Below are 21,516 nucleotides of genomic sequence, written 5' to 3'. Positions count from 1 at the left end.
CCGCCACTATGGGTGCGATGTCGCGCCAGGTTCGCGGAGGATGGCATGCCCGATGGCTTAGATCGTCCCGGCCCCGACCGGGTCACCACCCCCGAGGAACCTCACCCCGATCGGGTCACCACCCCCGACGTTCCCGACCCCGATCGGGTCGCCACCCGGGAGGATCTGGCTCGTGAGCTGACCCTCCTGCGCAACACGGCGCGAAAGACGATCAGGGAGCTCGGCAAGGCCGTCGACGTCCCCTACGGCACGCTGGGCGGATGGTTTCGCGGGGCGAACGTGCCGCTGGCCTCGCAGGCCGACCAATACGAGAAGGTCCTGCTCACCTGCGGCGTCACCGACCCGGAGCAGCGTGAGCGATGGGTGCGGGCGCTGCTGCGCGTACGGCGGGCGCCGGGCCGCCGCTCGGCCGACCAGGCGCCGCCGTACCGGGGACTGGAGTGTTTCCGACCGGAGGACGCCGGCTGGTTCTTCGGGCGGCAGGAGCTGACCAGGCGGCTGGTCGACCAGGTGTCGCCGGGGCTGACCATGGTGGTGGGGCCGTCCGGGTCGGGCAAGTCGTCACTGTTGCGGGCCGGGTTGATCCCGGCCCTGCCGTCCTGGGTGCTGCTGAATCCCGGCGAGAGCCCGTACCCGCGAGCGACCGACGGGGTGGTGATCGTCGACCAGTTCGAGGAGATCTTCACGGCGGCCCTCACGGAGGGCGAACGGCGGCGTTTCATCGGCGAGCTCACCGAACTGGCCGAGGCGGCGCCGGTCGTGGTGGGCATGCGCGCGGACTTCTATCCGCACGCCCTTCGGCACCCGGCGCTCGCCGGCGCGCTGCAGACGCGTCAGCTCGTGGTCGGGCCGATGACCGAGAGCCAGCTGCGCCAGGCCATCGAGGGCCCGGCCCGCCGCGCCCGCCTCGACATCGACACCGGGCTGGTCGAGCTGCTCCTGCGCGAGATCGCCCCGCACGAGGCGGGCACGCTCCCGCTGCTGTCGCACACCCTGCTGGCCACCTGGGAGAACTCCCGCGGCCGCAGGATGACCGTCGAGCACTACCGGGCCGGCGGCGGCCTGCGGGGAGCGGTGGCGGCCACGGCCGAGTCCGTCTACGCCGAGCTGACGCCCGCCGAGCAGGAGCTGGCCAGGCAGGCGTTCCTGCGGCTGACGCACATCGGTACCGACACCGCCGACACGCGCCGCCGCGTCACGCGGGACGAGCTGGCCGGCGAGGCGGGGGCGGTGCTGGACCACTTCGTACGGCGCCGCCTGCTGACCGTGGACGCCGACACCGTGCAGATCAGCCACGAGACCCTGTTGTCGGCGTGGCCGAGGCTGCGCTCGTGGATCGACGCCGACCGGGCGGGACTGCGCGTGCTGCGCCAGCTCACCCAGGCCGCCCAGTCGTGGGAGGCGGGCGAACGGGACCCCGGCGCCCTCTACCGGGGCGGACGGCTGGAGGCGGCCAGGGAGTGGGCCGGCGACCCGGTGCGCCGCGCCGAGCTGAACCCGCTGGAGCGGCAGTTCCTCGACGTGAGCCTCCAGCAGCACCGGCGCAGGAACCGCCACCTCTACCAGTTGCTCGCCGCCCTGACCGTGCTCGCCGTCCTGGCGGGCGGGCTGGCCGCGTACTCCCAGTGGAAAAGAGTGGAGGCCGACCAGGCGCGGGACATGGCGATCTCGCGGACCATGACGATGACGGCGGCCCGGCTGCGCGCCACGGACCCCGTGCTCGCCGCCCAGCTCGCGGTGGCCGCCTACCGGCTCGCGCCGACGGTCGAGGCGCGTACCGGCCTGGTGGAGGCGGCCGGCGCGCCCGCGGTCACCCGGATGGTCCGCCCGGGGCGGGCGCTGCAGGCGGTGGCCACCTCACCGTCCGGGCGGCTGCTGGCCGCCGCGGGCGCCTCCGTCACCGACAGCGCGGTCCTGCTGTGGGACCTGTCCGACCCACGCCATCCGGTACGGCTCGGCCCGCCGCTCACCGGGCACACCAGCTCGATCTACGCGGTGGCCTTCAGCCCGGACGGCCGCATCCTGGCCACCGGCGGCAAGGACCGCACCGTCCGGTTGTGGGACGTGTCCGACCCGGCACACGCGAAGCCGCTGAGCACCCCGATCAGCGGCCCGGCCGACACCGTCTACGCGCTGGACTTCAGCCCGGCCGGGCAGGTGCTGGCCATCGGCAGCCGCGACGGCACCATCCGCCTCTGGGACCTGCGCACCTCCACCCTCACTCCCCCGCTCACCACCCCGGCCCCCGCAGAGGACCAGAACACCACCAAGGGCATGAAAGACCCGAAGGGCGCACAAGACCCACAGAGCGCTCAACACGTGGAAGGCGCACGAGGCGCGACACACGCGGACGGCGCGGGAAGCGTGGACGCACCGGAGGGTGCGGTGCGGGCGTTGGCGTTTCGGGCGGATGGGCGGGTGCTGGCGGCGGGGAGCGGGACCGACACCGCGGGGTCGCTGCGGCTGTGGGACACCGGTGACCTGAGCGCCGTGCGGCCCGCCGGTCCCCCGCTGCCGCTGCCGAGCCGGGTCAACGCCCTCGCCTACCACGGCACGCTGGTCGCGGTCGGCAGCAACGACGGCTCCGTGCGGCTGTGGGACACCACCCGCCCGGACCGGCCGGAGCCGCGAGGGCGCCCGCTGGTGGCAGAGGTGAGCGTGTGGGTGAACGTGGTCTCGTTCAGTTCCGACGGCCGCCTGCTGGGTGTCGGCAGCGCCGACAACAGCGCGCGGGTGTGGGAGGTGGCGACCGGGCGGGTGGTCGGTCTGCTGCCGCACCCGGAGCCGGTGACCGCCGTGCAGTTCAGGAACGGCGACCGCCTCGTCGTCACCGGCGGCGCCGACGGCGTGGCCCGCGTCTGGGACCTGCCGGGACCGGTGATCGAGGCGAGCGAGCACCCGATCGACAACGTGGCTTTCAGCGGCCGCTCCACCCTGCTGGCCGCCGCCGCGGGTGACCTCAGGCTCTGGGACGTGGCCGGTCGCCGTCCCTCGCCGGTGAGCCCGCCGCTGACCGCGCCGGCGCCGTACGACCGGATGGGCAGCACGGTGGCGATCAGCCCGGACGGCCGCACGCTGGCGGGTGGCACGCGGCTCGGCAACGCCGTACTGCTGTGGGACATCACCGACCCGGCGCGGCCGGTGCGCCGCGCCACGCTGCTCGGCCCGGCGGCGCTCGTGCAGGGTGTGGCGTTCAGTCCCGACGGCGGGCTGCTGGCGGCGGGCAGCGACGACGGCACGGTTCGCCTGTGGGACGCGCGCACGTGGCGGGCGCTGGCCACGCTGAACCCGGGCTCGGGGCAGGTCTTCGCGGTCGCGTTCAGCCCGGACGGGCGGCGGCTGGCGGCGGCGACGCAGGGCGGCGTGGTGGCATTGTGGGACGTACACGATCCGGCCGCGCCGGGGCGGGCGACGACGCTCCTGACCGCGATGGGCGACGACGTGCGCTCGGTCGCCTTCAGCCACGGCGGCGCGCTGCTGGCCGCCGGCAACGCGTCGGGGGCCATCCGGCTGTGGCGGCTGGGCGAGGCGGCCGGTCCCGTGCTCGCGGGCGCGCCGCTGACCGGGCCGGACGGGCGGGTGTTCGCGGTGGCCTTCGACCCGCGCGACGGCATGCTGGCGGTGGGAACCGGGGCGGGCCAGCTGTGGCTCTGGGACATCACCGACCCGGCGGCGCCGCTGCTGCGGGTGGCGGTCAACAGCCCCGGCGAGAGCTACACGGAACTGGCCTTCAGCGCCGACGGCGGCATGCTGGCCAGCGCCGGGGGCGACGTGCGGCTGTGGGAGGTGGATCCGGCACGGATCACGGCCAGGCTCTGCCGGGAGTCGGGGGACGCGATCACCGAGCCGGAGTGGCGCAAGCACGTGACCGGCGTCGCCTTCAGACCACCCTGCCCCGCGTGAAATTCGCGATGTCCGGGCTACACCTCATGCTCGCCGAGCCGTCGCCGCGGAGCGAGGTCCACAAGGCTGGCGCACGGGCCGAGCGCCGCACGCCATGGCGGGGCCGCGTGGGGTGAGGGCTGTTCATCTTCTGGTCCAGGTGGGCTGGGCGACGTCGAAGACGCGCAGTTCACGGCCGCGCAGGCATACCTCGGCGAACTGCCACAGGATCGCCCCCGTCGGCGCGTGCACGAGGATCGAGGGTCCCAGCGGCATCTGCAGCAGGGGCCCGCGCCAGCGCGGCACACCGGGGGCCAGCAGCCGGTCCAGCGGCACCTCGTGCACGGAGGCGACCTCCCGCGGGTCGGGTACGGCCCGCTGATCGCCCCCGAACGCCACCACCGGAGTGATCACGAACCCGGAGTCGGTGACGAAGTCGTCCAGCAGCCCCGCCACCCGCACCCCGGTGATCCCGGTCTCCTCGGCCAGTTCGCGCAGCGCCCCCCGCACGGGCTCCTCGCCGTCGTCCAGCCGCCCGCCCGGCAGCGCCCACTGCCCCGCGTTGCGCCCGCGCGGCGCGCGCTTGATCAGGATCAGGTACGGCTCGCGCCCCTCCAGCACGCACACCGTCACCGCCGCCCCACGCAACCCCTCGGCCGGCGGCGCCGCCCGGCGCTCGAACCCGTCCAGATTCGCCCGAACCTCAGCCTCTAACGCCTCGAACACCGGCCCAGGATCTCACCCCGCCCCGGCTCAGGAGGCGGCGGGCCGTACCGGAAAGGCGAGGGAGAGCTGGTGGAAGGCGCGCCCGGCGGCGGCCACCGCCTCGGGGTGGACCTCGTCGGCGGCGCGCCCGCGGGAGAGCTCCAGCCACGTACGGCGGGCCAGCACCCGCTGCGCGGCCGGCACCTGGGCGGCCAGCAGCGCCGCGGACAGCTCGTCGTAGTGCCCGGCCAGGGCGTCGGCGAGTGCGCTCTCGTCGGCGGCGACGTACACGGCCACGCGGGCGGCCAGGCTGGGCGTCTCGAAGACCATGCGGTGGAAGGCGAGCACCGCGGGGTGGTCGTTGAGCCCGGTGACCGGGTCGCGGCGGGCCAGCCCCGCCAGGAAGTGGTCCCGCAGGGCGGACAGCGGGTCGCCGTCCGCGGCGCGCACGACGCGGGCGGCCTCGCCCTGGTGGTCGGCGATGCGGTGGACGACGAGGTCCTCCTTGGTGGCGAAGTACTTGAAGAGCGTGGGTTTGGAGACGTCCGCGGCGGCGGCCACCTCGGCCACGGACACCTCGTCGAAGCCCCGCTCCAGGAACAGCGTGATGGCCGCCGCCGAGATCGCCTCGTGTACCTGCTGCCGCTTGCGCCGGCGTAGTCCCGTCATGCCATCATGTTAACCTGGTAAATAACTTAACCGAGTTAAAGGAGTTGGATGAGCACGCTGGACCAGGAGCGTGACTACGTCGAGACGTGCCGCGCGGGGCTGCGGCGCATGCTGGCGGGGGCGCGCGAGAACGTCGTCATCGGCGAGAGCGTGGCCGGCGACCGCTACAGCGCCGAACGGCTGGGCCGCCACCTGAAGAGCCTGGCCAAGGAGCTCAGTGAGGAGCCCGACGGGCCGCCGTTCTTCGGGCGGCTGGCGTTCGGCCAGGGCGAGCACCGCGATCGCTCCTACTACATCGGCCGCCGTCACATCGCCGGCGAGCACGGCGGCGTGCCGCTGGTCATCGACTGGCGGGCGCCGGTCTCGCGCGCCTTCTACCGGGCCGGCGCCCGCGACCCGCAGGGCGTGGCGACCCGGCGCCGCTACGGGTGGTCGGGACTGCGGCTGACCGGGTTCGAGGACGAGGACCTGGGCCGGGGCGAGCAGGGCGGCGGCGCGATCCTGACCGCCGAGATCGAACGGCCGCGCGTGGGCCCGATGCGCGACATCGTGGCCACCATCCAGCCCGAGCAGGACGACCTGGTGCGGGTGGAGGTGGGCGAGTCGGTGTGCGTGCAGGGCGCGCCCGGCACCGGGAAGACGGCGGTGGGGCTGCACCGGGCGGCGTACCTGCTGTACGCGCACCGGGCGCGGCTGGAGCGCTCGGGCGTGCTGGTGCTGGGACCCAACCGGGCCTTCATCGGCTACATCTCCGCCGTGCTGCCCGCGCTGGGCGAGGTGGAGGTGGAGCAGACGACGCTGGAGGAGCTGCTGGGCGGCGCCGAGGTCGGGGCCACCGACCCGGCGCCCGCGGCGGCGGTCAAGCACGACGCGCGGATGGCCGAGGTGCTGCGCCGGGCGCTGTACGGGCGGATCGCCAGGCCCGTCGAACCGGTCGTGGTGAGCGACGGGGCGGCGCGGTGGCGGGTGTACGAGGACGAGCTGCGGCGGATCGTGGACGACACGCGGCGCGAGAGCCTGCCGTACCTGACGGGGCGCGAACGCGTGCGCTCACGGATCATGGCGCGCGTCGCCCGCCAGGCCGAGCTGCGCGGGCACCTCGTCAACCCGGCCTGGACGAAGCGGATGGGCCGGCAGGTCACGCCGTTCCTGGACGCGGTCTGGCCGGCGCCGAAGCCCGAGCAGGTGCTGGCCGACCTGCTCACCGATCCCGCGAAGGCGGCCGGCGGCGTCCTGGAGGAGCACGAGATCGAGGCGATCACCTGGGCGCGGCCGCCGCGCTCGTACAAGAGCGCCCGCTGGTCGGCCGCCGACGCGGTGCTGCTGGACGAGCTGGCCGGGCTGCTGGAGCGGCCCGCGGGCTTCGGGCACGTGATCGTCGACGAGGCGCAAGACCTGTCGCCGATGCAGTGCCGCGCCATCGCCCGGCGCAGCGAGCACGGCTCGCTGACCGTCCTCGGCGACCTGGCCCAGGCCACCACGCCGTGGGCGGCGCGCGCGTGGGCCGCCCAGCTCGCCGCGCTCGGCAAGCCGGCGGCGCGCACGGTCGAGCTCACCACCGGCTTCCGCGTCCCGGCGGCGGTCGTGGAGCTGGCCAACCGGCTGCTGGCCGCCCTGGAGGCCGACGTGCCGGCGACCCGCTCCTTCCGCCGTGACGGCGAGCTGAGCGTGCGGGAGGCCGCCGACCTGCCGGCGGCGGTCGTGGCGGCGGTGCGGCGGGCGCTGGAGCTGGAGGGCTCGATCGGGGTGATCGCCGCCGATCCGGCCGTGGACGGGCTGCGCGCGGCGCTGTGGGACGCCGGCCTGGACGCCACCCTCGTCGAACCCGGGACCGGCGGCGACACGGCGTTCCGGGTCAGCCTGGTGCCCGCCTCGGCGGCCAAGGGGCTGGAGTACGACCACGTGATCGTCGCCGAGCCCGCCGAGATCGCCGAGGCCGAGGCGCGCGGGCTCAACCGGCTGTACGTGGCGCTGACGCGGGCCGTCTCCCGGCTGGACGTGCTGCACGCCCGTCCGCTGCCCGGCCCTCTGAGCACCGCAGACTCGACAGGACGTGCGGCTTCGGTGTGAGATGAATCCTAGACAGGCACGACTTTCGGGGGTCCACACCTAGGGAGAAGTCCTATGACCACACCAGACGATCCGAACGCCCGGCCGCAGTGGTCACCACCGCCCGAGCAGCCGGGGCCCGCTCCTCCCTATGACCAGCCGTACGGCCAGCCCGGTCACGGATCCCCGCCCAAGAGCGGCTCGGGCGTCCAGATCCTGTCGATCATCGGGTTCGTGTTCGCGGCGATCGCGCTGCTGTTCATCCCGATCCTGTTCGGCCTCATCGGCATCGTGCTCGGCATCGTCGGCCACACCCGGGGCGAGTCGCTCGGCAAGTGGGCAGCGGTCGCCTCCGGCGTCACCATGATCCTCGGTATGCTCATCGGATTCCTGGTGGTCCGGAGCATGAGCGCTTGACCTTGTCGTAGCGTCAAGGTCTTTCATAGAGGTATGCGGATAGGAGAACTCGCCGCCCTGGCCGGCGTGTCGACCAGGGCGGTGCGCCACTACCATCACCTCGGCCTGCTGCCGGAGCCCGAACGGCGGGCCAACGGCTATCGCCTCTACACCCTGCGCGACGCCGTCACCCTGTCGCGCATCCGGCGGCTGTCGGAGCTGGGCCTGTCGCTGGAGGAGATCCGCGACGTACTGGCCGACCAGCAGGGCCGCGAGCTGCGCGAGGTGCTGACCGAGCTCGACGCCGACCTGGAGAGACAGGAGGCCGAGATCAGGGAACGGCGCGCCCGCCTGGCCACCCTGCTGGAGCAGGAGAATCCGCAACCCGACGACGCCCTCTCCCCCGAGATGGCGCGCATCCTCGGCCGGCTGCCCCAGGGCGGCGGCGGGATGGCCGAGCGCGACCGCGAGTTCCTGGCGCTTCTGGACACCTCGATGCCCGCCGATCAGCGGGCCGACTTCGTGGACCCCGTCCTGGCCCTGCCGGAGACCGACCCGGAGTTCCACGCCCAGGTCATGCAGGTCTACGCCGAGCTCGACGCGTTCGCCGACATCGTCCCCGACGAGGACGACCCGCGGGTGGAGGAGCTGGCCTGGCGGCTGATCGAGCTGACGCCGCGCGAGCTGATCCCCGAGGGCAGCCTGCCGATACCCGGTGAGGAGGACCCGTTCGTGCGGGCCTTCTTCGCCGACCTGAGCCCCGGGCAGGCGGTCGTCATCCGCCGCGTCATGCAGCTGCTGAGCAAGCCGTGAGGGTGGCGCGCCGCATGCTGGCGCACGAACTGCGCGCCCTGGCCAGTCTCGGCTACTGGGCGCTGGGCCGCCGCCACGGCGTCGGGCCCGGCCAGGTGGCCCTTTCCTATCACGCGGGCGGGTCGATCACGCTGTGGTTGTTCCTGTTCGCGATCGTGGTGGAGGGCGTGGCGCTGGAGCTGTGGCTGGGCTGGCCGATCCTGACCGTCGTGCACGTCTACTTCGTGCTCGCCAACCTCGGCATGATCGCCGCCGCGCGGTCGCGGCCGCACGTGGTGGGCGAGCATATGGTACGGCTGCGCCAAGGAGCCGCCTTCGACCTCAGCATCCCCCGCGAACTGATCGTCTCGGCGCGGGCCGCGAGCCGTATCCACGACTCCGGGTTCGTCACCCTGACCGAGGGGCGGCTGGAACTGGTCGTCGACTCGCGTACCAACCTCGTGCTGGAGCTGTCGGAGCCGGTGACGGTGACGCGGCCGCTGGGCCGTACCGGGGAGGCGAGTTCGATCAGGTTCTTCGCCGACGATCCGCGAGAATTTCTCCGGACGCTGTCGATTTCCGCGCCGCCCGCGCGTCATGGCAGTGACTGAAGGGAGAAACCATGAAGTACGTGCTGCTCGTCGTGGGCGATGAGAGGCCGTGGGCGCAGGCGGGGCCCGAGGAGCGTGCCGCCGTCTACGCCCGGTGGGGCGCCTACACCGCGATGCTCACCGAGCGCGGGGCGAACCTCGGCGGCAACGAGCTGGCCCACTCCTCCACCGCCACCACCGTCAGGAAGAACGGCGACCAGGTCCTCATCACCGACGGACCCTACGCCGAGACCGTGGAGCAGATCTCCGGCTACCAGATCGTGGAGGCCAAGGACCTGGACGAGGCGATCGAGCTGGCCGCGGCCATGCCGTCCGACGTGGAGATCAGGAGGTGCGCGTCGTGAAGTACGCCCTGCTGCTGTACGGCGACGCCACCGAATGGGCCAGCGCCACCCCGGAGCAGATCCAGGAGGGCATCGCCCGCCACGGCGCCTACATCGAGATGCTCAAGGGCCGCGGCGCCTACCTGGAAGGCGAGGAGCTGGGCGCGCCGGGCGAGGCGGTCTGCCTGCGCCGGGGCGAGGGGGAGGTGCTGCGCACCGACGGGCCGTTCGTGGAGACGGTCGAGCACCTGGGCGGCTACTACCTCATCGAGGCCAAGGATCTCGACGAGGCGATCGAGCTGGCGACCGCCTGCCCGGAGCGGACCGTGGAGGTGCGGCCGGTGGTGGAGTACTCGGGATGAACGCCGTCGAGCAGGCGTACCGCGAGCACTGGGCGCGCCTGCTCGCCATCCTCACCACCGAGCTGCGTGACCTCGACCTGGCGGAGGAGTCGTTGCAGGACGCCTTCGCCGCGGCGGTGCCGGCCTGGCCGCCGGTGCCGGACAACCCGCCGGCGTGGCTGCTGACCGCGGCGCGGCGGCGGGCGGTCTCGCGGCTGCGCCACATGGCGGTCGCGGCCCGCAAGCTGCCGCTGCTGGTGGTCGACGAGCCGCAGGCGGGCGACGACCTGCTCAGCCTGATCTTCACCTGCTGCCATCCGGCGCTGTCGATGGAGGCGCGGGTGGCGCTGACGCTGCGCTGCGTGGGCGGGCTGGGCACGCGGCAGATCGCCCGGTTGTTCCTGGTCGGCGAGGCGACGATGGCGGCCAGGATCACCCGCGCCAAGAAGAAGATCAGCCAGGCCGGCATCCCGTACCGGGTGCCGTCAGGCCCGGAGCTGGTGGCGCGCCGCGACGGGGTGCTGGCCGTGCTGTATCTGATCTTCACCGAGGGGTACGCGGCGGCTGAGGGCGAGGACCTCATCCGCACGGAACCGGCGGCGCAGGCGATCGCGCTGGCCCGGATGCTGGCCGCGCTGATGCCGCACGACAGCGAGGTCAGCGCGCTGCTGGCGCTGATGATGCTGCACCACGCGCGGCGCGATGCCCGGCTGGACGAGCGGGGGCGCATCGTGACGCTCGCCGAGCAGGACCGCGGGCGCTGGCACCGCGAGGAGATCGCCGAGGCCCTGGGCCTGCTGCGGCCGGGCCCGCCGGGCCTCTACCAGGTGCAGGCGGCGATCGCCGCCGAGCACGCCTCGGCCGTCCTGCCCCAGGACACCGACTGGACCGCGATCGCCCAGCTGTACGAACTGCTGGAGGCGCTGACCGGATCGGCCGTGGTCCGCCTGAACCGGGCCGTCGCGGTGGCCGAGTCCCGGGGGCCCGCCGACGGGCTGGAGTTGCTGGCGGGCCTGGAGGAGCGGTTGCCACGCCACCACCTGCTCCCGGCGACGAGGGCGGAGCTGCTGCGGCGGCTGGGCCGGCTGGAAGAGGCGGTGGAGGAGTACGGCAAGGCGCTGGCCCTGGTGGGGACGGCGCCGGAGCGCGAGTTCCTGCAGTCCCGCCGCGCCGCCCTACGCCCCTAGACCCGCATCCCGACCCGCGCCCTTAACCCACGCCCCTGACCGATCCCCCCGGCCCGCTCCCCTGACCTGCGGCCCCGACCCGCACCCCCGACCTGCGGACCTAACCTGCGGCCCCGGCCTGCGGACCTAACCCGCACCCCCGACCTGCGGACCTAACCTGCGGCCCCGGCCTGCGGACCTAACCCGCGCCCCCGACCTGCGGACCTGACCTGCGCCCCTAACCTGCGCCCCTGACCTGTGGCCGACCGAGCCGGTCGGCGGGGGTGACGATCATGCGGGCTTGTTCAGCCAGGTCTCGTGCAGGTGCAGCCAGCGCAGGTCCCCGCCCGCGCGCCGGAAGACGACCGTGGACTGACGGGCGCCGCCCTCCTGCCACTCCTGGTAGGCGGCCACCAGCAGCGGCCCGGCCTCGGCCACCACGCGCACGTCCCGGATCTCGATCCGCAGGCCGGGCACCGCGCCGCGCAGGTCGCGCACCTGGCGCATGACCTGCTCCCGTTCCAGGGTGCGGCCGTCGGGCCCGGTCAGGGTGAAGGCGGCAGCGTGGGCCCGGTCGAACTCCTCGAACTCCTGCCCCGGCTCCCCCGACAGCCACCGTTCGATCACCTGGTGGTGGCGGACGATCTCCTCTCGCGCCGTCATCGGGACCGTCCGGTGAGCCAGTCGATCGGGGCGGCGGGCCGTACGCCCAGAAGGTGGAGCGCGGCGGGGTCGGCGGCCAGCAGCGGGCGGTCGGCGGCGGCCCAGCGGTAGGTGTCCGCGACGGCCGCGGCGGTGGCCGGGCCCGCCAGAGCGCTCAGGGCCGCCTCGAAGGCGGCGGGGTCCTGGGCGTGGAAGCGGGCGCCGATCGCGGCGGCCAGGTCCGCGCCGGTGACGGCCTCGGCCGCGCCGACGTTCAGGATCGCGCCCTCCAGCCCGTCGAGGGTCAGCGCGGCGTGGGTGGCGGCGGCCAGGTCGGCGTGCGACAGCCAGGCCACGGGCAGGTCGGCGGGCAGCGGGTAGGCCAGTACGCCGTCGGCGGCCAGCGGTCCCGCCACCCAGGGGGCGGCCAGGTTGTCGAGGTAGATCGGCGGGCGCAGCTCCACGACCGGCAGCCCGGCGGCGCGCAGGTCGTCCCCGGCGCGGCGGCGGGTCTCGAAGGCGGGCACGCCGGTCTGGGCGGCGGGCAGGCGGTTGCCGGTGTTGAACACCAGCCGCCGCACCCCCGCCGCCAGCGCCGCGTCCCGCACGTTGCGGACGTAGAGGTCCACGGTGCCGGGGTCGTAGACCATGGGCAGCATCACCGAGGCGTGGGTGACGCCGTCGAAGGCGGCCTTCACCGCCGCGCCGTCGGCCAGGTCTCCGGTGAACGGCCGCGCCCCCTCAGGAGCCCGTCCGCTCCGGGTGAAGGCGCGTACGGCAAGGCCTTCGGCCAGCAGGCGGCGGGCGACCGCGCCGCCCTGGGCGCCGGCGGCGTTCATCACAAGGAAGGTCATGGGAGACAGCCTGCCCGGCCCACGGGATACGCTCCATAAAGCACACTCTCGCAATCTTTAAGGATCGTCCGGTGGATGGGGATCTTCTCAGCGACCTGCTCGCCCCGCTGCGGCTGCACGGCGTCTTCCACAGCCGCTGGCAGGCCCGCGCGCCCTGGGGCGTGGCCGGGCGGCGGGAGAACTGCGCCCTGCTGCACTACGTCGACCAGGGCTCGTGCACCGTCGAACTGCCCGGCCACCCGCCCGTCACCCTCGCCACCGGCGATCTGGCCGTCTTCCCGCACGGCAGCGCCCACCGGCTGGCCGACCGGCCGGGGCGGGCCACCGTACCGCTGAGCGGAGTCCTTCCCGAACGCCAGCCCGGCGGCGTGCGCACCGTCGAGATCGACGGGCCGGGCGCGCGGACCGTCATGCTGTGCGGCGGCCTGCACTACGACCGCGCCGCCGCCACTCCCCTCTACCAGGCGCTGCCGCCGTTGTTCGTGCTGGAGAGCGCGCGGTTGCGGGCCCATCCGCTGCTCGGCGCGACGCTGGAGCGGCTGGCCGGCGAGTGGGACGCCGCCGCGCCCGGCGCCCAGCTCGTCGCCCTGCGCGCGTTCGAACTCGTCTTCGTCCTCGCGCTGCGCGCCGCCCTCGACGCCCCCGGCTCGGCGCTGCCGGCGGGCGCGGCGGTCCTGGAGGCGCTGCGCCATCCGGGCGTGGCCGCCGCGCTGCACACCGTGCAGACCCGCTTCGCCGAGCCATGGACCGTGGAGACGCTCGCCGTCGAGGCGGGCATGTCCCGTTCCGCCTTCGCCGCGACCTTCCGCCGCCTGGTGGGCCAGGCGCCCATGCGCCACCTGACCGCCCGCCGCATGCAGGAGGCCGCCCGCCTGCTGTCGGAGACAGCGCTGCCGCACAACCGCATCAGCGAACGCGTCGGCTACGGCACGCCGGTCGGCTTCCACCTGGCCTTCCGTCAGTGGTACGGGCTGACGCCCGGCGAGTACCGCGCCGACGCCCGGCCGTGACTACAGGAGGGTCAGCTGCTCGGCGGCCGGTCCGGGCTTGGCGGGGGCGCGCCCGGCGAGGCGGCGGGGGCCGGCGGGGCCGGATCCGCCGATGCCGTGGCGGCGGGCCAGGTCCTTCACCTGGGCGCTGACGCGCTCCTGGTAGGCGCGGGGCGCGTAGGCGCCTCTGCCGTAGAGCTCCAGGTAGCGCGGCACCAGGCGCGGGTGTTCCCTGGCCAGCCACCCCAGGTACCACTCCCTGGCCCCCGGCCGCAGATGCAGCACCAGCGGCGTCACGTGCACCGCGCCTGAGGCGGCGATCGCCTCGACGGTGCGTTCCAGCTCGGCCGGGGAATCGGTCAGATACGGCAGGACCGGTGCCATCAGGACTCCGCAGCGGATCCCGGCGGCGTTGAGGCGGGCGCAGGCGGCCAGGCGGCGTTCGGGGTGCGGGGTGCCGGGCTCCACGGTGCGCCAGGCCCGCTCGTCGACGAAGCCCACCGACACGTTGACGGACACGTCGGTCACCTGCGCCGCCTCGGTCAGCAGGTCGAGGTCGCGCAGGATGAGCGTGCCCTTGGTGAGGATGGAGAACGGGTTGGCTGCGTCCCGCAGCGCCTCCAGAATCCCCCGCATCAGCTGATACCGGCCCTCGGCCCGCTGGTAGCAGTCGACGTTGGTGCCCATCGCCACGTGCCCGCCCTGCCAGCGGGGCGCGGCCAGTTCGCGACGGGTCAGCTCGGCGGCGTTGACCTTCACCACGACCTTGGAGTCGAAGTCGAGGCCGGCGTCCAGATCGAGGTAGGTGTGGGTGTTGCGGGCGAAGCAGTAGCGGCAGGCATGGGAACAACCACGGTAGGGGTTGATCGTGTGCTGGAAGGACATGCGGCTCGTGGCGGGCACGCGGCTGATGATCGAGCGGGCGCGCACCTCGAAGAAGGTCATCCCCCGGAATTCGGGCGTGTCGAATCTCCGCGTCACCGCCTCCTCGGCGAACAGCGGCACCGCAGGATCACGGTCGTCGGCCCCGGTGAGCCGCAGGTTGTCCCAGCGCATGCCATGATTAGAACAGAGGTTCGACTGTGATCGCAAAGGAAAAGAGCGCACAATTACTGGGCAAGATCACGGCTAATGATCTTCATGGTTGGGCAGAAAGTCGGAACAGAGCTTGCGTTCCGGAGGTGCACCATGGCCTGGTCGCAGGACGAGGAGAGGTTGCTGGCCCAGATCGAGCGCCACCTCGTCGACGAGGACCCGCGGCTCGTCGCGCGCCTGGAGTCGTTCAACGAGCGAGCCCGGCGCAGCGAGGCCAGGGCCAACGCGGAGTCGGTCCCCCGCCGCCGTCCGCGCCGTTCCACGATCATCATCATGATCAGCTGGCTGCTCATCGCCACGCTCGTGGCCACCCTGCTCATCCTCGTGCTCCGCAACGAGGCCGCCGCCCTGGCGTTCTGATCCAGGCGTACGCGCCCCCCCATAGGCGAAATGTCGGATTTATGGAGCAAGTGGGTATTAACGGCGTTGATGTCGTATCAGACATCGCACATTCGTCGCGAGTACATCGGGGGAACAGAGCAATGGCAGAGCAACGCAAGAAACCCGCCGCCAAATCCGGCAAGGCCAAGAAGGCCACCATCAAGGCCACCAGGCAGGCCAAGGCCGCCAAGCGCCAGGAAACGCGCAAGCCGGTGGAAGAAGCATAAGAGCCATCGGCACTGAAAGGATCAGACAGCCGGGACACCACGTCCCGGCTGTCTGACCACGGAGAGACGATGCCCGCCTACCTGCGCTTTCCCGCCATCTTCCAGGACGTCGTGGTCTTCGCCGCCGAGGACGACCTCTGGATGGTCTCCGCCCAGGGCGGGCGCGCGTTCCGACTCACCGCCGGGCTGGCCGAGGCCGGATACCCCCGCATCTCCCCGCGCGGCGACCAGCTCGCCTTCGTCGGCCGCGAGGAAGGCCCGGAAGAGGTCTACGTCATGCCCGCCGAGGGCGGCGCCGCGACCCGCCTGACCTACCACGGCGCCCGCTGCACCGTCACCGGCTGGGACCACGACGACCGCATCCTGTACGCCAGCGACGCCGGCCAGCCCTTCGAGGGCCGCAAATGGCTCCACCGGGTCGCCCCGGGCGGGGTCCCGCAACGCCTGCCGTACGGCCCCGCCAACTCCATCGCCTACGGCCCGCACCACATGATCGTCCTTGGCCGCAACACCGCCGACCCCGCCCGCTGGAAGCGCTACCGGGGCGGCACCGCCGGCGACCTGTGGATCGACCCCGACGGCCACGGCGACTTCCGCCGCCTCATCAAGCTGCCCGGCAACCTCGCCGCACCCTGCTGGAGCGGCGAGCGCGTCTACTTCCTGTCCGACCACGAGGGCACCGGCAACGTCTACTCCTGCACCCCCACCGGCGAGGACCTCCAGCGCCACACCCACCACAGCGACTACTACGCCCGCAATCTCACCAGCGACGGCCTCCACCTCGTCTACCACGCCGGCGCCGACCTCTACCTCCTCCCGCCCGGCGCCGACCACGCGCGGAAGATCGACGTGCGCCTGGCCTCCTCCCGCACCCAGCGCAACCGCCGCTTCGTCGAGGCCGCCGACTACCTCGACAGCGCCACCCTCGGCCCCGACGGCACCACCCTGGCCCTCACCACCCGCGGCAAGGCCTACACCATGGCCGCCTGGGAGGGCCCGGTCCGCCAGCACGGCGCGCCTCACGGCGTCCGCTATCGCCACCTGACCTGGCTCAACGACGGCGAGCGGCTGGTCGCCGCGGCCAGCGGCGCCGACGGCGACGAGACCGTCACGCTCCTCGGCCCCGGCTCCGCCACCGAACTGGCCGAGCTCGGCCGCATCAACGAACTCGTCCCCGACCCCGCCCACGACCGCGTGGCCGTCACCAACCACCGGGGCGAGCTCCACCTCCTCGACCTCGGCACCGGCCAGGCGACGCTGGTCGAGGCCAACCCCCACGCGAGCCCGCACGACCCCGCCTGGTCGGCCGACGGCACCTGGCTCGCCTACGCCAGCCCGCTCAACGCCCAGACCACCGCCATCAAGCTCCACCACCCGGAGTCGGGCCGCATCGTCCAGGCCAGCGAGCCCATCCTGGAGGACGGCGCCCCCTGCTTCGACCCGGAGGGCCGCTACCTCTACTTCATCGGCCAGCGCACCTTCTCCCCGGTCTGGGACCAGCTCCAGTTCGATCTCGGCTTCCCGCTCGGCACCCGCCCGTACGCCATCGCCCTGCGGCGCGACGCGCCCGACCCCTTCGTCCCCCAGCCCCGCCCGCTGGAGACCAAGGACGAGGAGGAGAACGAGGAGGAGGACCCCACACCCCTCCAGGTCGACGCCGAGGGCCTGATCCATCGGGTCACCGCCTTCCCGCTGCCCGAAGGCCGGTACGAGCGCATCGCCGCCCTGCACGGCAAGGCGCTCATCCTGTCCAGCCCGCTGGAGGGCGAGCCCGTCCTGCACCTGTACGACTTCGCCAAGGCCAAGAACGAGACGTTCGCGGAGGACGTCACCGACCTCGAACTCGCCCGCGACCACAAGACGCTGCTCTACCGCGCCGGCGCCCGGCTCCGCGTGGTCAAGGCCGGAGAGGTCCCCGAGCACGACGACGACCCGCCCAGCCGGGAGAGCGGCTGGATCGACCTGGCCCGTGTGAAGGTCTCGGTCTGGCCGGAACACGAGTGGCGGCAGATGTTCCGCGAGGCCTGGCGGCTGCAGCGGGAGAACTTCTGGACCGCCGACATGTCCGGCGTCGACTGGCAGGCCGTCTACGAGCGCTACCTGCCCCTCGTCGAACGCGTCAGCACCCGGGGCGAGTTCTCCGACCTGCTGTGGGAGCTGCACGGCGAGCTCGCCACCAGCCACGCCTACGAGAGCGGCGGCGAGTACCGCCCGGGTCCCGACTACAGCCAGGGCAAGCTGGGCGTCGACTGGGACTACCGCGACGGCGTCTACCACATCGGCGCCATCGTCACCGGCGACCCCTGGGATCCGGAGGCCACCTCGCCGCTCAACCGCATGGGCCTCGACGTACGGCCGGGCGACGCCGTACTGGCGATCAACGGGCACCCCATCGGCGCCGAGACCACCCCGAACGAACGCCTGGTCAGCCAGGCCGACCAGGAGGTCGAGCTCACGCTGCGCCGCGGCGAGGACACCTTCACCGCCACCGTCAGGGCCATCGCCGACGAGGGGCCCGCCCGCTACCGCGACTGGGTCAACCTCAACCGGGCCCGCTGCCACCAGCGCTCGGCCGGCCGCATCGGCTACCTGCACATCCCCGACATGAGCACCACCGGGTTCGCCGAGTTCCACCGCGGCTTCCTGGCCGAGTACGACCGGCACGCCCTCGTCGTGGACGTCCGCTTCAACGGCGGCGGCAGCGTCTCGGCCCTGCTGCTGGAGAAGCTGGCCCGGCGCCGCCTGGGCTACGACTACCCGCGCTGGGGCCACCCCGAGCCCTATCCGGCCGAGTCCCCGCGCGGCCCGCTGGTCGCCATCACCAACGAGTGGGCCGCCTCCGACGGCGACATCTTCAGCCACACCTTCAAGCTCCTCGGCCTCGGCCCGCTCATCGGCAAGCGCACCTGGGGCGGCGTCGTCGGCATCTGGCCGCGCCACCGGCTGGCCGACGGCACCGTCACCACCCAGCCGGAGTTCTCCTTCGCCTTCGACGACGTCGGCTGGAAAGTGGAGAACTACGGCACCGACCCCGACATCGAGGTCGACATCACCCCGCAGGACTACGCGGCCGGAATCGACACCCAACTGGAGAAGGCGATCGACACCGCCCTTGACCTGCTCGAACGCAAACCCCCGCACACACCCGCATCTCGCGTGCAACCTTGACGGGGTGAACAGCGTCTAAAAGGTCATAGAAGGGGCAGTGCCACGGGGACATCGGTGCTGCCCCGGCTACGTAGATCCTGGAGCCGGTGGCGGGAACATTCCGTCACCGGCCACGTGTGTCATGACACCGGACGAGGGGACAAGGACAAGGTGCGCGCACTGGCACGCAAAGGGAAGGCCGCGGCCGCCCGGCTGTACAGGGGATACAACCGGCGCAGGCAACGCAACGCGCCGCCTCCCTCCATCGGCACGATCCGCATCCTGCTCCTGCACGCCAACGGCATGGGCGGCACGATCAGAACGGTGTTCAACCTGGCCAGCTACCTGGCCGCCACCGGGCGCGACGTGGAGATCGTCTCCATCCTCAAGGAGGCCGAGCGGCCGTTCTTCCCGGTCGACGAACGCGTGAAGTTCCGCTTCCTCGACGACCGGCTCAAGCCGCGCCGCGGCGTACGCGCGATGCTGTCGAAGCTGCCCAGCCGCCTGATCCCCGAGGGGGAGTCGGCCGCCCACCGCTTCAACGCCTGGACGGACCTGCAGCTGGCCCGCTACATCCGCTCGCTCGACACCGGCGTCCTCATGGGCACCCGCCCCGGACTCAACCTGGCCATGGCGCAGCTCGCCAACCCCAACGTGATCACCGTCGCGCAGGAGCACGTCGGGCTCAACGCCAAGCCCGAGGCCCTGCAGGAGCTCATCAAGTGGCGCTACCGCCGCTTCGACGCCCTGGTCACCCTCACCAAGGCCGACCTGCGCGACTATCGCAACACCCTGCCGAAGCGGCCCAGGCGCCTGGTGCGCATCCCGAACGCGGTGCCGCCCATGACCGGCGACCAGGCCAAGCTCGACGCCAAGCTCGTCATCGCGGTCGGCCGCATCACCCGGCTCAAGGGCTTCCACCGCCTCATCACCGCGTGGGAGCAGATCGCCAAGGCCCATCCCGACTGGAAGCTGCGCATCTTCGGCGACGGGCCCCAGCTCGACAACCTGCGGACCCAGATCGCCGAGGCGGGCCTGGAGGACAAGGTCGAGCTGCCGGGACCCACCCAGGACGTCGGCGCCGAGCTGGAGAAGGCCTCGATCTTCGTGCTGAGCTCGCGCCACGAGGGCTTCCCGATGACGATCCTGGAGGCCATGGCCAAGGGTCTTGCCATCGTCAGTTTCAACAGCCCCCACGGCCCCAAGGAGATGATCAGCGACGAGGTCGACGGGCTGCTGGTCAAGCCCCGCACCAACGACAACCTCGCCGCCTCGATCCTGCGCGTCATCGAGGACGAGCAGCTGCGCCGTTCCCTGGCCGCGGGCGCCCTGGAGACCGCCCGCACCTACGACGTGGACGCGGTCGGCCGCATCTGGGACGACCTGCTGGAAGAACTGCTGGCCCGCCGCAACGGCACCTACGTGCCCAAGCCCGTCGGATAGTCCCGTCCGACCGGCCGTCCCTCCTGGAGACGGCCGGTCAGACGGTCAGCTCCAGCGGCTCGGCGATCACGTCCACGAGCGCGCCGTTGCGGTAGACGGTGATCGGCAGCGGGCGGCCGATGGCGTCGGCGAACATCAGCCGCTGCAGGCTCTGCGCGTCGCCCACCGGGGTACGGCCCGCGCTCAGCACCAGGTCGCCGCTCCGCAGCCCGGCCCGCTCGGCGGGCGAACCGGCCACCACCTCCACCACCCGCAGCGCCGCCGCCTGCCCCGTGCGCCTGCGCAGCGGCTCCGGCAGCGGGGCCGGCGAGGTCACCAGGCCGAGGAAGGCCCGCCGTACCCGCCCGTCGCGGATGAGGGCCGCGATGATCGAGCGCGTCGTGCTGTTCATGGGTACGGCCAGCCCCACCCCCATCCCGGCCACCGCGGTGTTCACGCCCACCACCCGGGCCCGCGAGTCGGCCAGGGCGCCGCCGGAGTTGCCCGGGTTCAGGGCGGCATCGGTCTGGATGACGTCCTCGATCATCCGTACCGCGGAGCCGGCCCGCGCCGGCAGCGAACGGCCCAGCCCCGAGACCACGCCGGCCGTCAGCGACCCGGCCAGCCCGAGCGGGTTGCCGACCGCCACGACGAGCTGCCCGACCACGAGCTTGTCGCTGTCGCCCAGGACCGCGGGCTCGGGCGTGGGCCCCTGCGCCCTGATCACCGCGAGGTCCGACAGCGGGTCACGGCCGACCACGGCGAACTCCTCCACCGTGCCGTCGGCGAAGGCCACCGTGCCGGCCCGCGAGGAGCCGACCACGTGCGCGTTGGTGAGCAGGAAACCGTCGGAGGTGAACACCACCGCCGAGCCGCTGTTGCGTCCCGCCCGTACGCCGGCCACCTTGGGCAGCAGCTCCGCGGCGACGGAGGAGACCACTTGAGAGTAGGCGTCGAGGGGATCCGCCATCGCGCGCTCCTTCATTGCTTACAGGATTACACGCTAACTCGTCACGACCGGGCGCGCGTCTTCACGACCAGGCGTTCGCGAGGGCCGCACCGGCCGCGGCGGCGCCCAGCCCGGCCGCCACGCTGAGCACCGCGTTGCCCGCCGCCGCCGGCCCCGCGCCGCCCTCCGCCAGCCGCAGCGTCTCATATCCCAGCGTCGAATAGGTGCTCAGCGCCCCGCACAACCCGGTGCCCGCCAGCGCCATCAGCCCCTCACCGGTGGGCCGGGCCACCAGGAACCCCAGCACCGCCGAACCGATCACGTTCACCACGAGCGTTCCCCAGGGTAACGTCACCGAGCCCGCCCGGCCGCGCGCCGCCACCCAGCCCTGGACCGCCCGGTCCAGCAGGAACCGCATCGGCGCGCCCACCGCCGCCCCGATCGCCACCAGCAGCACGTTCATCCGGCCCACCGCCGGGCCAGCAGGCGCGCGAGCCGTACCCCGGACCAGGTCGCCACGACGGCGCCCGCCATCGTCGCCACGAGGTAGACGAGCGCGAGCCAGAACGGCCCCTCCCCCGCCAGGAACCGCACATCCACCACATAACCCGAGAACGTCGTGAAACCCCCCAGAACCCCGACCCCCAGGAACGGCCGCGCCAGCCGGTGCATCCGCGGCACCGCCACCATGAGCATCCCGATCAGCAGGCAGCCCGACACGTTGATCACCAGGGTCGCCCACACCGACGGCCACCACGTCTGCAGCCCGAACCGGGCCAGCGACCCCGCCACCCCGCCCGCCGAGACCGCGCCGAGGACCTGCCACTGCCCCACAACACCCTCCTTCATCGTGTCAAAGCAGGCGATCATGGGAAT

21 protein-coding genes are annotated in these 21,516 nt (G+C 73.0%); 13 read left to right on the top strand and 8 right to left on the bottom strand.

Translation table 11 applies throughout. The features are described from left to right. Positions 1 to 45: 45 nt before the first annotated feature. A complete protein-coding gene (locus ACFWYW_RS52660) occupies positions 46 to 3,903 on the top strand; it encodes a hypothetical protein (RefSeq protein ID WP_379624300.1) in 3,858 nt (1,285 codons plus the stop codon). 123 nt (positions 3,904 to 4,026) lie between these two features. Here the strand turns inward: ACFWYW_RS52660 and ACFWYW_RS52655 are convergent, their stop codons facing one another. Then, complete coding sequence (locus tag ACFWYW_RS52655; RefSeq protein WP_379624298.1) at positions 4,027 to 4,608, bottom strand: NUDIX hydrolase; 582 nt, start codon at positions 4,606 to 4,608, stop codon at positions 4,027 to 4,029. 27 nt (positions 4,609 to 4,635) lie between these two features. Beyond that, positions 4,636 to 5,256, bottom strand: a complete 621-nt coding sequence (locus tag ACFWYW_RS52650) for a TetR family transcriptional regulator (protein ID WP_379624296.1) — start codon at positions 5,254 to 5,256, stop codon at positions 4,636 to 4,638. Positions 5,257 to 5,304: 48 nt separating this feature from the next. Here ACFWYW_RS52650 and ACFWYW_RS52645 point away from each other — a divergent pair, with 48 nt between their 5' ends. From ACFWYW_RS52645 to ACFWYW_RS52615, 7 genes are read left to right on the top strand one after another with little or no spacing between them, the layout of a single operon-like run. After that, positions 5,305 to 7,326: a HelD family protein gene (locus tag ACFWYW_RS52645; protein ID WP_379624294.1), complete on the top strand. Its 2,022-nt coding sequence runs from the start codon at positions 5,305 to 5,307 to the stop codon at positions 7,324 to 7,326. A gap of 54 nt (positions 7,327 to 7,380) precedes the next feature. Continuing rightward, on the top strand, positions 7,381 to 7,722 hold the full coding sequence (locus ACFWYW_RS52640; RefSeq protein WP_379624292.1) for a hypothetical protein: 342 nt from the start codon (positions 7,381 to 7,383) through the stop codon (positions 7,720 to 7,722). A 33-nt stretch (positions 7,723 to 7,755) separates the two neighbouring features. After that, positions 7,756 to 8,514: a MerR family transcriptional regulator gene (locus ACFWYW_RS52635; RefSeq protein ID WP_379624290.1), complete on the top strand. Its 759-nt coding sequence runs from the start codon at positions 7,756 to 7,758 to the stop codon at positions 8,512 to 8,514. Between the two features lie 14 nt (positions 8,515 to 8,528). Then, the gene (locus ACFWYW_RS52630; protein ID WP_379624288.1) at positions 8,529 to 9,104 is read left to right on the top strand and encodes a hypothetical protein; all 576 of its coding nucleotides are present in this window, start codon (positions 8,529 to 8,531) and stop codon (positions 9,102 to 9,104) included. Between the two features lie 11 nt (positions 9,105 to 9,115). Further along, positions 9,116 to 9,448: a YciI family protein gene (locus ACFWYW_RS52625; RefSeq protein ID WP_379624286.1), complete on the top strand. Its 333-nt coding sequence runs from the start codon at positions 9,116 to 9,118 to the stop codon at positions 9,446 to 9,448. Next, complete coding sequence (locus ACFWYW_RS52620; protein ID WP_379624284.1) at positions 9,445 to 9,789, top strand: YciI family protein; 345 nt, start codon at positions 9,445 to 9,447, stop codon at positions 9,787 to 9,789. Before ACFWYW_RS52625 ends, ACFWYW_RS52620 begins: the two co-directional genes overlap by 4 nt. After that, the gene (locus ACFWYW_RS52615) at positions 9,786 to 10,955 is read left to right on the top strand and encodes an RNA polymerase sigma factor (RefSeq protein ID WP_379624282.1); all 1,170 of its coding nucleotides are present in this window, start codon (positions 9,786 to 9,788) and stop codon (positions 10,953 to 10,955) included. Before ACFWYW_RS52620 ends, ACFWYW_RS52615 begins: the two co-directional genes overlap by 4 nt. A 270-nt stretch (positions 10,956 to 11,225) precedes the next feature. Here ACFWYW_RS52615 and ACFWYW_RS52610 read toward each other — a convergent pair whose 3' ends face one another. Both ACFWYW_RS52610 and ACFWYW_RS52605 read right to left on the bottom strand, forming a co-directional pair. Continuing rightward, complete coding sequence (locus tag ACFWYW_RS52610) at positions 11,226 to 11,597, bottom strand: DUF4440 domain-containing protein (protein WP_379624280.1); 372 nt, start codon at positions 11,595 to 11,597, stop codon at positions 11,226 to 11,228. After that, on the bottom strand, positions 11,594 to 12,430 hold the full coding sequence (locus ACFWYW_RS52605; protein WP_379624278.1) for an SDR family oxidoreductase: 837 nt from the start codon (positions 12,428 to 12,430) through the stop codon (positions 11,594 to 11,596). Before ACFWYW_RS52605 ends, ACFWYW_RS52610 begins: the two co-directional genes overlap by 4 nt. Before the next feature lie 71 nt (positions 12,431 to 12,501). On the opposite strand from ACFWYW_RS52605, the gene ACFWYW_RS52600 reads away from it, so the two are divergent. Beyond that, on the top strand, positions 12,502 to 13,440 hold the full coding sequence (locus ACFWYW_RS52600; RefSeq protein ID WP_379624276.1) for an AraC family transcriptional regulator: 939 nt from the start codon (positions 12,502 to 12,504) through the stop codon (positions 13,438 to 13,440). On the opposite strand, the gene ACFWYW_RS52595 is transcribed toward ACFWYW_RS52600, so the two are convergent. After that, the gene (locus ACFWYW_RS52595) at positions 13,441 to 14,475 is read right to left on the bottom strand and encodes an Rv2578c family radical SAM protein (protein ID WP_379624274.1); all 1,035 of its coding nucleotides are present in this window, start codon (positions 14,473 to 14,475) and stop codon (positions 13,441 to 13,443) included. A gap of 132 nt (positions 14,476 to 14,607) precedes the next feature. On the opposite strand from ACFWYW_RS52595, the gene ACFWYW_RS52590 reads away from it, so the two are divergent. From ACFWYW_RS52590 to ACFWYW_RS52575, 4 genes are all read left to right on the top strand, one after another. After that, positions 14,608 to 14,874 (top strand): DUF3040 domain-containing protein, encoded by a 267-nt coding sequence (locus tag ACFWYW_RS52590; RefSeq protein ID WP_379624272.1) that lies wholly within the window; start codon positions 14,608 to 14,610, stop codon positions 14,872 to 14,874. 122 nt (positions 14,875 to 14,996) lie between these two features. Continuing rightward, on the top strand, positions 14,997 to 15,122 hold the full coding sequence (locus ACFWYW_RS52585) for a hypothetical protein (RefSeq protein ID WP_379624270.1): 126 nt from the start codon (positions 14,997 to 14,999) through the stop codon (positions 15,120 to 15,122). Positions 15,123 to 15,191: 69 nt separating this feature from the next. Further along, positions 15,192 to 18,290: a S41 family peptidase gene (locus ACFWYW_RS52580; RefSeq protein WP_379624267.1), complete on the top strand. Its 3,099-nt coding sequence runs from the start codon at positions 15,192 to 15,194 to the stop codon at positions 18,288 to 18,290. Positions 18,291 to 18,440: 150 nt separating this feature from the next. Beyond that, positions 18,441 to 19,712, top strand: coding sequence for a glycosyltransferase family 4 protein (locus tag ACFWYW_RS52575; protein WP_379624265.1), 1,272 nt, complete (start codon positions 18,441 to 18,443; stop codon positions 19,710 to 19,712). Positions 19,713 to 19,749: 37 nt separating this feature from the next. Here the strand turns inward: ACFWYW_RS52575 and ACFWYW_RS52570 are convergent, their stop codons facing one another. From ACFWYW_RS52570 to ACFWYW_RS52560, 3 genes are all read right to left on the bottom strand, one after another. Beyond that, positions 19,750 to 20,661 carry a S1C family serine protease gene (locus tag ACFWYW_RS52570; RefSeq protein WP_379624263.1) on the bottom strand — a complete coding sequence of 304 codons (912 nt, stop codon included), beginning with the start codon at positions 20,659 to 20,661 and terminating at the stop codon, positions 19,750 to 19,752. Positions 20,662 to 20,722: 61 nt separating this feature from the next. Continuing rightward, positions 20,723 to 21,103, bottom strand: a complete 381-nt coding sequence (locus tag ACFWYW_RS52565; protein WP_379624261.1) for a fluoride efflux transporter FluC — start codon at positions 21,101 to 21,103, stop codon at positions 20,723 to 20,725. Next, positions 21,100 to 21,474 (bottom strand): fluoride efflux transporter FluC, encoded by a 375-nt coding sequence (locus ACFWYW_RS52560; protein WP_379624259.1) that lies wholly within the window; start codon positions 21,472 to 21,474, stop codon positions 21,100 to 21,102. Before ACFWYW_RS52560 ends, ACFWYW_RS52565 begins: the two co-directional genes overlap by 4 nt. Positions 21,475 to 21,516: the final 42 nt, after the last annotated feature.

The organism is Nonomuraea sp. NPDC059023 (assembly GCF_042740095.1).
In the GTDB taxonomy this organism is placed as follows: domain Bacteria; phylum Actinomycetota; class Actinomycetes; order Streptosporangiales; family Streptosporangiaceae; genus Nonomuraea.
This window is presented reverse-complemented; position numbering and strand designations above follow the sequence as displayed.